At 70.6% G+C, this 13,000-nt stretch carries 12 protein-coding genes; 9 read left to right on the top strand and 3 right to left on the bottom strand.

From position 1 onward, the window contains the following. The first annotated feature begins 5 nt into the window (after window positions 1-5). Entirely contained in the window at window positions 6-860 is an 855-nt protein-coding gene (locus FZN60_RS20190) for a transglycosylase SLT domain-containing protein (RefSeq protein ID WP_246727011.1), read from the top strand. Window positions 861-904: 44 nt separating this feature from the next. On the opposite strand, the gene FZN60_RS20185 is transcribed toward FZN60_RS20190, so the two are convergent. Together FZN60_RS20185 and FZN60_RS20180 are read right to left on the bottom strand one after the other, a co-directional pair. Continuing rightward, window positions 905-1,402, bottom strand: a complete 498-nt coding sequence (locus FZN60_RS20185; protein ID WP_158875308.1) for a DUF6456 domain-containing protein — start codon at window positions 1,400-1,402, stop codon at window positions 905-907. After that, window positions 1,399-1,824 carry a helix-turn-helix domain-containing protein gene (locus FZN60_RS20180; protein WP_158875307.1) on the bottom strand — a complete coding sequence of 142 codons (426 nt, stop codon included), beginning with the start codon at window positions 1,822-1,824 and terminating at the stop codon, window positions 1,399-1,401. The genes FZN60_RS20185 and FZN60_RS20180 overlap by 4 nt, the downstream gene beginning before the upstream one ends. 218 nt (window positions 1,825-2,042) lie before the next feature. Between FZN60_RS20180 and FZN60_RS20175 the strand changes: the two genes are divergently transcribed. The 6 genes from FZN60_RS20175 to FZN60_RS20150 all read left to right on the top strand — a co-directional run bounded on the left by FZN60_RS20175 (window position 2,043) and on the right by FZN60_RS20150 (window position 7,220). Further along, entirely contained in the window at window positions 2,043-2,387 is a 345-nt protein-coding gene (locus FZN60_RS20175) for a hypothetical protein (protein ID WP_158875306.1), read from the top strand. A gap of 128 nt (window positions 2,388-2,515) precedes the next feature. Then, window positions 2,516-3,730: an ABC transporter substrate-binding protein gene (locus FZN60_RS20170; protein WP_158875341.1), complete on the top strand. Its 1,215-nt coding sequence runs from the start codon at window positions 2,516-2,518 to the stop codon at window positions 3,728-3,730. Between the two features lie 80 nt (window positions 3,731-3,810). Beyond that, entirely contained in the window at window positions 3,811-4,590 is a 780-nt protein-coding gene (locus FZN60_RS20165; protein WP_158875305.1) for an ABC transporter ATP-binding protein, read from the top strand. Next, entirely contained in the window at window positions 4,583-5,305 is a 723-nt protein-coding gene (locus tag FZN60_RS20160) for an ABC transporter ATP-binding protein (protein ID WP_158875304.1), read from the top strand. The genes FZN60_RS20165 and FZN60_RS20160 overlap by 8 nt, the downstream gene beginning before the upstream one ends. Window positions 5,306-5,313: 8 nt before the next feature. Then, complete coding sequence (locus FZN60_RS20155; RefSeq protein ID WP_158875303.1) at window positions 5,314-6,201, top strand: branched-chain amino acid ABC transporter permease; 888 nt, start codon at window positions 5,314-5,316, stop codon at window positions 6,199-6,201. A 5-nt stretch (window positions 6,202-6,206) separates the two neighbouring features. Further along, complete coding sequence (locus FZN60_RS20150; RefSeq protein ID WP_158875302.1) at window positions 6,207-7,220, top strand: branched-chain amino acid ABC transporter permease; 1,014 nt, start codon at window positions 6,207-6,209, stop codon at window positions 7,218-7,220. A gap of 64 nt (window positions 7,221-7,284) precedes the next feature. Here the strand turns inward: FZN60_RS20150 and FZN60_RS20145 are convergent, their stop codons facing one another. Further along, window positions 7,285-7,656, bottom strand: a complete 372-nt coding sequence (locus FZN60_RS20145; RefSeq protein WP_158875301.1) for a SecDF P1 head subdomain-containing protein — start codon at window positions 7,654-7,656, stop codon at window positions 7,285-7,287. Window positions 7,657-7,881: 225 nt separating this feature from the next. Between FZN60_RS20145 and FZN60_RS20140 the strand changes: the two genes are divergently transcribed. Both FZN60_RS20140 and urtA read left to right on the top strand, forming a co-directional pair. Beyond that, the gene (locus tag FZN60_RS20140; protein ID WP_158875300.1) at window positions 7,882-11,319 is read left to right on the top strand and encodes a DEAD/DEAH box helicase; all 3,438 of its coding nucleotides are present in this window, start codon (window positions 7,882-7,884) and stop codon (window positions 11,317-11,319) included. Window positions 11,320-11,560: 241 nt separating this feature from the next. Then, window positions 11,561-12,886 carry an urea ABC transporter substrate-binding protein gene (urtA, locus tag FZN60_RS20135; RefSeq protein WP_199266606.1) on the top strand — a complete coding sequence of 442 codons (1,326 nt, stop codon included), beginning with the start codon at window positions 11,561-11,563 and terminating at the stop codon, window positions 12,884-12,886. Window positions 12,887-13,000: the final 114 nt, after the last annotated feature.

Below are 13,000 nucleotides of genomic sequence, written 5' to 3'. Positions count from 1 at the left end.
CTCCCATGCGGTTCCGCGTCGCGGCCGGCCTCCTCGCTGCGCTCCTCGCCCTGGCGCCGTCCGCGCGGGGCGAGGAGCCGCAGAAGACCGATCCGCGCGTCGGCGAGATCTGCGACATCATCGCGGAACAGGCCGACGCCGCCGGCATGTCGCCGGACTTCTTCGCGCGCCTGATCTGGAAGGAAAGCCGCTTCGACGAGAAGGCGCTCTCGCCCGTCGGCGCGCAGGGCATCGCGCAGTTCATGCCCTACACCGCCAAGGAGCGCGGCCTTTCCGACCCTTACGACAAGGCCGAGGCGCTCCGGCATTCCGCCATGTACCTGCGCGACCTCAAGGCCGAGCTCGGCAATTGGGGCTTGGCCGCCGCCGCCTACAATGGCGGCATCAACCGGGTGAAGCGCTGGAAGGCGAACGGCGGCGGCAGCCTGCCCTACGAGACCGAGAACTACGTCCTCTCGATCACCGCCCAGACCGCCGACTGGTTCCTCGAAGACGGCCGCGAGGTCGAGGCGAAGCCGCTCGACGCCAAGCTCGACTTTTCCGCCGCCTGCCGCCGCCTGCCGATCATGCCGACGCGCTCGGTCTTCGCCATCGCCGAGACCGCGCCGATGCGCCCCTGGGGCGTCCAGGTGGCGGGCCACCCCAACGAGGCGATCGCCCTCAAGATGTATCGGCGCCTCCAGAGCGAATACACCGGCGTTCTGGCCGGCATCGACCCGATCGTCATGCGCGTGCGCCCGATCTCCGGCCCCCGCCGCATCGTCGCCGTGCGCGTCGGCGCCGACACGCGCGGCGAGGCCAACGCCCTCTGCGCCAAGCTCCGCGGCGCCGGCGGCTCCTGCGTGGTGATGAAGAACTGACGCGCTTCGGGCGGCGCCTGCACCGCCCGCTTCTTCGCTACGGCCTATCCGCCGACCCGCGGCTTCGCGTCCGGCGCCGCCCAGCGGCGGATGCGGCCGTCGTCGGCCGCCGCCCGGCTCGCGAAGCCGTAGTGCCGAGACAGGATCCCGAGCCCTGCCTTCAGCGCCACCTTGGCCGAGCGCGCCGGCCATTGCCGCTCGCGTTCCACCGTTTCCAGCCCTTTGAGGAAGCAGCAGACGTCGAGGAGGAGACCGAACAGCTCCGGCCCCACCGCCTCCGCCGCCGCGTTCACCCGCGCCCGCGCGTCGAGCGCCGAATCGCCGAGGTCTCCGGCGCCGGCGGCTTGGCGCCCGGCCCGCGGCGGGCCGTCCCAGCGCTGCGTGACCGAGGGCATCAGGCTGCCGCGGGTGAAGTCGGCGCGCAGCCGCTCGCCCGCCATCGCCTCCGCCTCGGCCAGAAAGGGCTCGCCGCCCTTGCCCTTTCGGCTCGCCAGCCGCGCCAGCGGCGATTCCGCCTCGTCGAATCCCGGCCCGCCGCTCATCGCCGATGCTCCCCGTCGCTCGTTTCGCGCAAGGGCGGCAGCGCCGCGTCGAGGACGCTCGTCAGCCCGTCCAGCCGTTCCAGAAGCGCATCGAGCGCCGGGTCGTCGCGTCCGTCCTCGATCCGCCCCACCGCGTGCGAGCAGCTCGACCGGTCGCGCCCGAACTCCGCCGCCATCGCCGTCAGGCTGACGCGGAAGGACACGTTGGCGATGTACATGGCGACGTGCCGCGCCCGGCAGATCGCCGCGCGCTGACGGCGAGGATGCCGGATCTTCTCCACCGGCACGCCGAGAAACGCCCCGGCGAGCTCCGCCGCGACGTCGCAGCGCACCCGCGCCGCAGGGTCGGGCGAGCGGCCAGACCGGGCCGGCGGTTCGGGCCGGCCACGAAAACCGGCGGCTTGGGATGCGGGATGCGGCACGGGAGAAGCCTCCTTCGGGGACTGAGTCGGCCACCGAGGATAATATTCTCAACCCGTCGTAGGAAAACTTTCCTTTCACTTTCCGGTGGATCATGGGAGGCAACGGGTGCCGAACACCACCGGAACGCGAGGCGATCCTGCCGCGCGCAGGCGCAGATGTCCACCGCCCGCCCCGCCTCGCCGATGCTTCGCCCCGCCACTCTCGGGAGCCGAAGCTTTTGCAACCCCACGACTTTTCCACGCACGGCCGCTCCTGGCCGCCCGCCTCTCGCCGTCGCATTCGCGCCTTTCGCGCGGAGGACGGCAGCAACCTCGCCTTCACGGCGCTTCGCCTCGGTCTCGCCCCGGTGCTGGCAGCCCGGCTGCGAGGCGCCGCGGCGCCCGCCGTCCTGCCGGAGGACGCGCGCCGGCGCCTCGCCGCGCGGGCCGAGCTGGAAGGACAGCGCCTGTCGCGGCTCGGGCGCAGTCGCGACCCGCGCTACGACCTCAACCGCCACCTCGCCGTCGCGCGGCTGCGCCGATGGCTGGGCGGATGCGGCGATGCCGAGCCACCGTTGCCTTGACAGGTTGCGCGCGCCTCGCTCAACTCGGCTTGCCCCGCTTCGCCGCGTGGAGGGCGCGAATCCCGCGCTGCGGCGAGAAGCTGGACCGGATCTCGGGAGGACCGACACAGGTGAAGCGCTTCAACGCCATGAGCACGACGGCCCTATCGGCCGTCATCGCCGCAACCCTCGCCGCGCCGGCAATGGCGCAGGAGGTGTCCGGCGACGTCGTGAAGATCGGCATCCTCAACGACCAGTCGGGCGTCTACGCCGATTTCGGCGGGCGCTCCTCGGTCGCGGCCGCCCGCATGGCGATCGCCGACTTCGGCGGCACGGTTCTCGGCAAGCCGATCGAGCTGGTCGACGCCGACCATCAGAACAAGGCCGACATCGCCTCCAACATCGCCCGCGAATGGTATGACGTGCAGAACGTCGACGCGATCATGGAGCTGACGACCTCGTCCGTGGCGCTGGCCGTGCAGGGCCTGTCGCGCGAGAAGGGGAAGATCACCATCACCACGGGCGCCGCGACGACGGAGCTCACCGGCAAGCAGTGCAGCCCCTACGGCTTCCACTGGGCCTACGACACCCATGCCCTCGCCGTCGGCACCGGCGGCGCGCTGGTGAAGGCCGGCGGCGACACCTGGTTCTTCCTCACCGCCGACTACGCCTTCGGCTATTCGCTGGAGGAGCAGACCGGCAACTTCGTGAAGGCCAATGGCGGCCAGGTGCTCGGTTCGGTGCGCCACCCGCTCTCGACCACCGACTTCTCCTCCTTCGTGCTCCAGGCCCAGAGCTCCGGCGCCAAGGTCGTCGGCATGGCCAATGCCGGCCTCGACACGCAGAACACCATCAAGGCCGCGGCCGAGTTCGGCCTCGTCCAGTCCGGGCAGCAGCTCGCCGCCCTCCTCTTCACCCTCGCCGAGGTTCACGGCCTCGGCCTCGACGCCGCGCAGGGCATCAACCTGACGGAAGGCTGGTACTGGGACCAGTCGGACGAGAACCGCGCCTTCGCCGAGCGCTTCCAGAAGGAAGCGAACGTCAAGCCGAACATGATCCATGTCGGCACCTATTCCGCCGTCCTGCAGTACCTGAAGGCCGTTCAGGCCGCCGGCACCGACGAGACGAAGGCGGTCGCCGCCAAGCTTCACGAGCTGCCGGTCGAGGACGTCTTCGCCAAGAAGGGCACCGTCCAGGCCAACGGGCGCATGGTCTACGACATGTACCTCTTCCAGGTGAAGGCGCCCGGCGATTCGAAGGGCGAGTGGGACTACTACAACCAGGTCGCCACCGTCCCGGGCGCCGAGGCCTACCTGCCCGTCGACCAGAGCGGCTGCGACACCGCGAGCTTCGCCGCCAACTGAGGGCGCACAGCGCCGGCGGCCTTGCTGCCGGCGCACGCCTCCTGCCGACCCCGACCCGACACCCGGAGCCGACACGCGAGATGCCAGCCGCCCCCATGCCCGCCCCGCGTTCCGAGCCGATCCTGTCGGCGCGCGGCCTCACCAAGGAATTCTTCGGCTTCAAGGCCGTGAACGGCGTCGACCTCGACGTCTACCCCGGCACGATCCACGCCCTGATCGGGCCGAACGGCGCGGGCAAGACCACCGTCTTCAACCTGCTCACCAAGTTCCTCAACCCCACCGCCGGCACGATCCGCTTCGAAGGCCGCGACATCACGCGGACCAGGCCCGCCGACGTCGCGCGGCTCGGCCTCGTGCGCTCCTTCCAGATCTCGGCGGTCTTCGCCCAGCTCACCGTCCTCGACAACGTGCGCGTGGCGCTCCAGCGGCCGAACGGGCTCGCCACGCAGTTCTGGCGCTCAAACGCCGTCCTGTCGCGGCTCGACGCGCGCGCCGCCGAGTTGATCGAGGCCGTGGGCCTGTCGAGCTTCTCGGACACCCTGGCCGGCGACCTGCCCTACGGTCGCAAGCGCGCCCTGGAGATCGCGACGACCCTCGCCCTCGACCCGCCCGTCATGCTCTTCGACGAGCCGATGGCCGGCATGGGCGTCGAGGACATCGGCCGCATCTCGGCCCTCATCCGCAAGGTGGCGGCGGGCCGCACGGTCCTGATGGTCGAGCACAACCTCAACGTGGTCTCGGACCTGTGCGACCGCGTCACCGTTCTCGCCCGCGGCGAGATCCTCGCGGATGGCGACTACGCGGCGGTCTCCGCAGATCCCCGCGTGCGCGAGGCCTACATGGGAAGCGAGCATGCGTGACGGCCCCGCCCCTTCCGCCGCTGCCCTCGAAGTCCGCGGCCTCAACGGCTGGTACGGCGAGAGCCACGTCCTTCACGGCGTCTCGCTCGACATTTCGGCGGGCGAGACGATCGCCCTCGTCGGGCGCAACGGCGCGGGCAAGACGACGACGCTGCGCGCCATCATGAACCTCCTGCCGCGCCGCGAGGGCACCGTGATCGTGGGCGGCCGCGACATGAGCAGCGTGCCGCTTTACCGCACGGCCCATGCCGGCATCGGCTACGTGCCGGAGGAGCGCGGCATCTTCGCGACCCTCTCGGTCATGGAGAACCTCCTCCTGCCCCCGCGCGTCGCCCCCGGCGGCATGAGCGTCGAGGAGATCTTCGAGCTGTTCCCCAATCTCGCCGAGCGCCGCCGCTCGCCCGGCACCAAGCTGTCCGGCGGCGAGCAGCAGATGCTGGCGATCGCGCGCATCCTGCGGACCGGCGCGCGCATCATCCTCCTCGACGAGCCGACGGAAGGCCTCGCTCCCGTCATCGTCCAGCGCATCGGCGACGTTCTCCTGAAGCTCAAGGCCCAAGGCCTGACGCTCCTCCTCGTCGAGCAGAACTTCCGCTTCGCCCAGAAGGTCGCCGACCGCTTCTTCCTCATGGAGGACGGCCACATCGTCGACAGCTTCCGCACCGCCGAGATCGAATCCAAGATGCAGCGCCTGCACGACGTCGTCGGAGTCTGACGGAGCCCATGACAACTCTCCTCGGCGTGCCCCTTCCCGCGCTCTACGGCCAGCTCCTCATCGGCCTCATCAACGGTTCGTTCTACGCGCTCCTGTCGCTCGGCCTCGCCGTGATCTTCGGCCTGCTCCGCGTCATCAACTTCGCCCACGGCGCGCAGTACATGGTCGGCGCCTTCGTCGCCTTCCTGCTGCTGCGCTTCGGTGCCATCGGCTTCTGGTGGGCGCTGATCCTCGCGCCGCTGACCGTCGCCCTCGTCTCGGCGATCATCGAGCGCACCATGCTGTCGCGCCTCTACCGGCTCGATCACCTCTACGGCCTGCTCTTCACCTTCGGCCTCGCCCTCATCCTCGAGGGCCTCTTCCGCCATTACTGGGGCGCGGCCGGCCAGCCCTATCCGAGCCCGCCGGAACTCGCCGGCGGCACCAACCTCGGCTTCATGTTCCTGCCGAACTATCGCGGCTTCGTGGTCGTCGCCTCGCTCGTCGTCTGCATCGCGGTCTGGGCGCTGATCGAGAAGACCAGCCTCGGCGCCACCTTGCGGGCCGCCACCGAGAACCCGCAGCTCGTCCAGGCCTTCGGCGTCAACGTGCCGCTCCTCCTGACCCTCACCTACGCGCTCGGCGCCGGCCTCGCCGCGCTTGCCGGGGTGCTCGCCGCGCCGATCTACCAGGTCAACCCGATGATGGGCACCAACCTCATCATCATCGTCTTCGCCGTGGTCGTCATCGGCGGCATGGGCTCGATCGTCGGCGCGATCGTGTCGGGCTACCTCCTCGGCATCCTGGAGGGCCTCACCCGCGTCTTCTACCCCGAGGCCTCCAACATCGTCGTCTTCGTGATCATGGCCGTGGTGCTGCTCGCCCGCCCCGCCGGCCTCTTCGGCAAGGAGGCGTGAGACCCATGTCGAGCGCACCTGCTTCCGCCTCCGATCCCACCGCCGCGGGCGTCGGCCTGCCCCGCGGCCAGCACCGCCTGACGGGCCTCGGCAGCGCCCTCGCGGTGATCGTCCTCCTCGGGCTCCTCGTCGCGCCGCTCGCGGTCTATCCCGTCTTCCTGATGAAGATCCTATGCTTCGCGCTCTTCGCGACGGCCTTCAACCTCCTCCTCGGCTATGTCGGGCTCCTGTCCTTCGGCCACGCCGCCTTCTTCGGGGGCGCGGCCTACTTCACCGCCCACGCCGCCAAGGTCTGGGGCTTCGAGCCGCTCCTCGCCGTCCTCTTCGGCGCGGCCGGCGCGGCGGTGATCGGCCTCGTCATCGGCTTTCTCGCCATCCGCCGCCAGGGCATCTACTTCTCGATGGTGACGCTGGCCCTCTCGCAGATGGTCTTCTTCGTCTTCCTGCAGGCGCCCTTCACCCACGGCGAGGACGGTATCCAGAACGTGCCGCGCGGCCGTCTCATCGGCCTCTTCGACCTCTCCGACACGCTGACCATGTACTACTTCGTGCTCATGGTCTTCGTGTTCGGCTTCTTCGCCGTCTGGCGCATCGTCCACTCGCCCTTCGGCCACGTCCTCCAGGCGATCCGCGAGAACGAGAACCGCGCCGTCTCGCTCGGCTACCGGGTCGAGCGCTACAAGCTCGGCGCCTTCGTCATGTCGGCCTTCATCGCCGGGCTCGCGGGCGGCACCAAGGCGCTCGTCTTCCAGATCGCCACCCTCACTGACGTTGCCTGGCAGATGTCCGGCGAGGTGATCCTGATGACCCTCCTCGGCGGCCTCGGCACGATCCTCGGTCCCAGCGTCGGCGCCGGACTCGTCGTCACCCTCCAGAACTACCTTGCCGCGTCCGGCCTGCCGGTCACTGTCGTCATCGGCTGCATCTTCGTCCTGTGCGTTCTCGTCTTCCGCCGCGGCCTGGTCGGCGAAGCCATCCGCCTCCTCCATCGCCGAGGCCAGGGCCTGCCGCGGCGGTGAGGGGGTCGGTACGTTTCCGCGGCGCCGCGCACCACCCTCGACGTGGACGCGAATGCCGCGCCCCTCACTCACGCGCCGCGATCGACATGATCGCTTCGGCATTGCGCAGACGCACCGCCAATGCCGTCGCCTCCTCGACGCTGTAGGATCCGGAAATCTGGAGGCTGCGGCCGAGAATCGGCTCGCGGACGAGCGGCGAGGACACGATTTCGTCGTCGATGTAGACGTCGACCACCCGCCCGACGTTCTCGGCCGAGAACTCGGCCATGGCGGCTCCGCCGGCCCTGTCGAGCATGATGTTGACAACGGGCGCGCTGCTCATCGGGTCGAAGGCCTGCGTGGCATTCATGATGCCGAGCGGCACCCTGTCGGTGGCCGACGCGCTTCCGATCCACAAGCCGCCGATCGCGGCGATCGTCCGAACGATCCGGTTCATTTCCGTCTCCCGCATCTCCACGATCCCGCCCCGTCCACTTAGGTCGCGCCCAAGGAGTTGCCCGCCTCGCGCCCTCAAGCGAGCCGGACTTCGCCTGTGGACACCGCGCCGCACGCCGCAACGAAAGCGGCGGGCGGCCGTTGACCTGCCGGCCCGACACGGCGCCGGGGGATCGCCGCTCCCGTCGCCTCGGCGGAGCCGTGTCCGCAGGGAGTGCATGACGACATGAGCCGAACCGCCGCGCGCGAGAGCCGGGAGCCCGAGGCAAAGGCAAAGACGGCCGAGCCGTCGCCGAAGAAGGCGAAGGCCGAGCCTGCCGCCGAGCGCCGCGCGCGCAAGCGCCTGGTCGCCGAGTCCACGACCGGGTCCTCGTCGTCGCCACCCGAAGCGACCATCGCTCCCGCCGGCCCCATCGCCGCGCTGGGCTTCAACGGCGCCATCGCCGGCATCCTCGCCGAGCGCGCGCGTCGCCCGGGTGCCAAGCCCATCCTCTACGTGTCGCGCTCCGCCTCCGAGGCCGTCTGCCTCCATTCCATTCTCGAAGCCCTGCACGAGGGCCATCGCGTCGCCTACCTGCCGCCCTGGGACGTGCCGCCGCTGGAGGGCGTCGAGCCCTCGCGCGCCGTCACCGGGCGACGCATGAGCGTGCTGCGCTGGCTCACCGATCCGAAGCACCGCCCCGCCATCACCGTCACCACCACCGACGCGATCCTGCGCCGCGTGCCGCCCCGCTCCCTCTGGGACACGACCCACCACGTCGAGTTCCGCGTCGGCGATCCGATCGACCTCAAGGCGCTCGAGGATACGCTCCTGCGCATCGGCTACAGCTTCGACGGGCGCGTCGACGAGGCCGGCGAAGTCGCCTTTCGCGGGCGGGTCGTCGACATCTTCCCCGCCGCGGCGCCCCGGCCCTGCCGCGTCGAGTTCGAGAACGGCCGCGTCACCCAGATCCTGTCCTACGATCCAGCCACGCAGCGCAGCCTGGAGCCGACCGAGCACCTCATCGTCGACCCCGCATCCGAGATCGTGCTGGCCGATGCCACCGACGCGCGCGCGGGGCGCGCCCCGGCCGAGCGGGAGAACCGGCTCGCCGACTTCTACGGCACCCTCGATTCGGTCTTCGACTATCTCCCGGACGCCGAACTCTTCGTCGAGGAAGGCGCCGGCCGCCGCGTCGAGGTCTTCCTGGAGCAGGCGCGCGAGGCTCAGGCCCTGAGCCTTCGGACCGAAGGGCGCGGGCGGCGCCCGCCCAAGCTCGAATCGGTCTTCCTCACGAAGGAGGAGCGCGGCGAGCGCTTCGCCCGCCACGCGGTGACGCCCGTCGTGTCCAAGGGCGCCGACCGCCACGTGCCCCGCTTCGCGGCCGAACGCGCCCCGAACAAGGCCTTCGCCGCCTTCGCCGCGTCCCACGCCGACAAGCACCTCGTCCTCGCAGCCCCGAGCGCACCGATCGCCGCCGAGCTGCGCCGCCGGGCGCGCCGCATCCTCAAGCGCGACATCGTCGAGGCGGCGAGATGGGAGGATGTGCGCGCCGCCGAGCCCGGCGCCCTCCTGTCCATGATCCTGCCGGTCGATCGCGGCTCGGTCGCGCCCGAGACCGGCACCGTGATCGTCGCGGCGGCCGATCTGCTCGGTTCCTTCGCCCGCAGCCGCGACGCCCAGGACGAAGCCGCGGCGGCCTTCGGCATCGACGCGCTCTCGCCCGGCGACGTCGTCGTCCACATGGATCACGGCCTCGGCGTTCTCGACGGGATCGAGACGGTGGAGGCCGACGGCGGCGCGCGCGACGTCCTGTCCCTGCGCTACCGCGACGGCGCCAAGCTCATGGTGCCGGTCGGCGAGATCGGCGCGCTCTGGCGCTACGGCGGCGAGGAGGAGGCGGTGACGCTCGACCGCCTCGCCAGCGAGGCCTGGCTGAAGCGGCGCAACGCCATGCTGCGCGAGATCGAGGAGGCCGCCCGCGCCATGGCCGAGCTGGGCCTGAAGCGCGCCCGCGCCAAGGGCCGCGTCGTCGAGGCCCCGCGCCAACGGCTGGAACGCTTCGCCGAAGGGTTCCCCTACGAGTTGACGGCCGGACAAGCCGCCGCCCTCGACGCGATCCTCGCCGATCTCGGCTCCGGCCGCCCGATGGACAGGCTGCTCTGCGGCGACGTCGGCTTCGGCAAGACGGAGGTCGCGCTGCGCGCCATCGCGGCCGTTGTCTTCGCCGGCGGGCAGGTCGCGCTCGCGGCCCCCACCACGGTTCTCGCCCGCCAGCACCTGCGCAACCTGTCCCGCCGCTTCGCGCCCTTCGGCATCGAGGTCGCCGAGCTGTCGCGCATGACCGAGCGCGCCGACCAGGCGCGGGTCAAAGCGGGGCTCGCCGACGGCTCGATCCCGATCGTCGTCGGCACCCACACCCTCGCCGCGGACGCCGTGACCTTCCGCGACCTCGCCCTCCTCGTCGTCGACGAGGAGCAGCGCTTCGGCACCAAGGACAAGGACAAGCTGCGCGAGAAGGCCCGGGGCGGGCACGTCCTGACTCTCACCGCGACGCCGATCCCGAGGACGCTGGAGTCCGCCTTCGTCGGCCTTCACGACGTCAGCGTCATCACCACCGCGCCGACGAACCGGCAGGCCGTTCGCACCGAGGTGCGCTCCTTCGACGACGATCTCGTGCGCGAGGCGCTCACGCGCGAGGCCGCCCGCGGCGGACGCTCCTTCATGGTCTGCCCGCGCGTCGAGGACATCGAGCCGATGGCGGCGCGCCTCGCCCGCATCGTGCCGAAGCTCAAGACCGTCGTCGCCCACGGCAAGCTGCCGCCCGACGAGATCGACCGCGTGATGCTCGGCTTTGCGGAGGGCGAAGGCGACGTGCTGCTCGCCACCAACATCGTCGAGAGCGGCATCGACGTGCCCGCCGCCAACACCCTCGTCGTCTGGCGTCCGGACCGCTTCGGCCTGTCGCAGCTCCACCAGCTGCGCGGCCGCGTCGGCCGCTCGGCCCGACGCGGCCTCGCCCTCCTCCTCACCGATCCGAAGGAAAGCCTGTCGGAAGGCGCCGAGCGCCGCCTCGCCAGCCTCACCGAGCTCTCGGCGCTCGGCTCGGGCTTCGCGATCTCCGCCCGCGACCTGGACCTGCGCGGTGCCGGCGACCTTCTCGGCGAGACGCAGGCCGGGCACATGAAGCTTCTCGGCCTCGACCTCTACCGCCATTATCTCGACCTCGCCCTCGCCAAGGCGGAGACCGGCCGCGACGACGGCGACTGGCGCCTGGAGATCGCGCTCGGTCTGTCCGGCCGCATTCCGCCGGACTACGTGTCCGACGCGGGCCAGCGCATCGCGCTCTACCGCCGCCTCGACCGGCTGAGCGACGCGGCCGAGGTCGCGCGGCTGGAGGCCGAGATCGCCGACCGCTTCGGCACGCCGCCGCACGAGCTGCAGGTTCTCCTGTCCCGCGCCCGGCTGCGGGCCGCCTGCGCGGCGGCTGGCATTTCCAAGCTGGAGGGCGGGCCCGCAGCGCTCGCCGTGACCTTCCGGCCGGGCATGGAGCCGGAAGACGACGCCCCGGTTCCGGACTCGGCCTGGAAGAACAACCGGCTCATCGTGTCCCGTGCCAGCGAAACGCCGCCGGAACGCCTGGCCCTTGCCGAAGAACTGGTCGCCGCTCTGTCCGACCGCTGAGCGCCGCCCAATCTTTCATCATCGCCGGATCGGCGCGCCCAAGGATTGATCAGGACGCGCGCCGATCCCTTTGCCGGCAAACCAGAGGCGGCGGCCGTGCGGCCGCTGCCCGGCCTCGCGCGCCGGCCTCCCCGCCCGCCCGGCCGGCCGCGGCAGCCCCGGCTCCGCACTTGGCACGAACGTTGCGTAACATTTTGATGACCGCGCCGGGGGGCGCGGCGATACGTTTCGCGGGGATCTGATGTTCAAGCCCACTCAATGGATCAGGAGCGCGGTCGCGGCGCTGATGGTCGCGTCCACCACGCTGTCCGGCGCGCTCGCGCAGGACGCGGCCAAGCCGACCGGCGAGCCGATCAAGGTCGGCGTCCTTCACTCGCTCTCGGGCACGATGGCCATCTCCGAGACGACCCTCAAGGACGTCATGCTGATGCTCATCGAGGAGCAGAACGCCAAGGGCGGCCTCCTCGGCCGGCCGCTGGAGCCGGTGGTCGTCGACCCCGCCTCCGACTGGCCGCTCTTCGCCGAGCAGATGCGCACCCTCGTCTCCTCCGACAAGGTCGACGTCGTGTTCTGCTGCTGGACCTCGGTCTCGCGGAAATCGATCCTGCCGGTCGCCGAAGAGCTGAACACGGTCGTGTTCTATCCGGTGCAGTACGAGGGCGAAGAGTCCTCGAAGAACATCTTCTACACCGGTGCCGCGCCGAACCAGCAGGCGATCCCCGCCGTCGACTACCTGATGGAAGAGGGCGTCGAGCGCTGGGTGCTCGAGGGCACCGACTACGTCTACCCGCGCACCACCAACAAGATCCTCGAAGCCTACCTGCAGTCCAAGGGCGTCGCCCCCGAGGACATCAGGGTCAACTACACGCCCTTCGGCTTCTCCGACTGGCAGACCGAGGTCGCCGCGATCAAGGAGTTCGGCTCGGCCGGCAAGAAGACCGCGGTGGTCTCCACCGTGAACGGCGATGCGAACGTGCCTTTCTACAAGGAGCTCGGCAACCAGGGCGTGGCCGCCACCGACATCCCCGTCGTCGCCTTCTCGGTCGGCGAGGAGGAGCTGGCCGGCATCGACACCGCCCCGCTCGTCGGCCACCTCGCCGCCTGGAACTACTTCATGTCGGTCGACACGCCGGAGAACAAGGCGTTCATCGACAAGTGGCACGCCTTCATCAAGAACGACAAGCGCGTCACCAACGACCCGATGGAAGCCCACTACATCGGCTTCAACATGTGGGTGAAGGCGGTCGAGAAGGCCGGCACCACCGATCCGGACGCCGTGATCGCGGCCCTGCCCGGCATCGAGGTTCCGAACCTCACCGGCGGCATCTCCAAGATGCTCCCGAACCACCACATCACCAAGCCCGTGCTGATCGGCGAGATCAACGCGGAAGGCCAGTTCGACGTGGTCTACGAGACCGACGGCCTCGTCGAGGGCGATGCCTGGTCGGATTTCCTGCCGGAATCGAAGATGCTCACCGCCGACTGGACCGACCCGGTCAACTGCGGAAACTACAACACCGAGACCAAGACCTGCGGCGGCGCCACCGCCCCGGCCACCTCGAACTGACGCGACAGCCCGCGCCCGGCCGCCGCGCCGGGCGCTCGCCCTTCGACGTCGCGCCGGCCCGTCCGACCTCCCTTCGGACCGGCCGGCTCAGGGCGCGGCCGCCGGGCACGCGGC

Source organism: Antarcticirhabdus aurantiaca (assembly GCF_009765365.1).
GTDB lineage: Bacteria > Pseudomonadota > Alphaproteobacteria > Rhizobiales > Rhizobiaceae > Antarcticirhabdus > Antarcticirhabdus aurantiaca.
The sequence above is the reverse complement of the archived record's forward strand: the minus strand, read 5'-3'. Positions and strand labels throughout refer to the sequence as shown.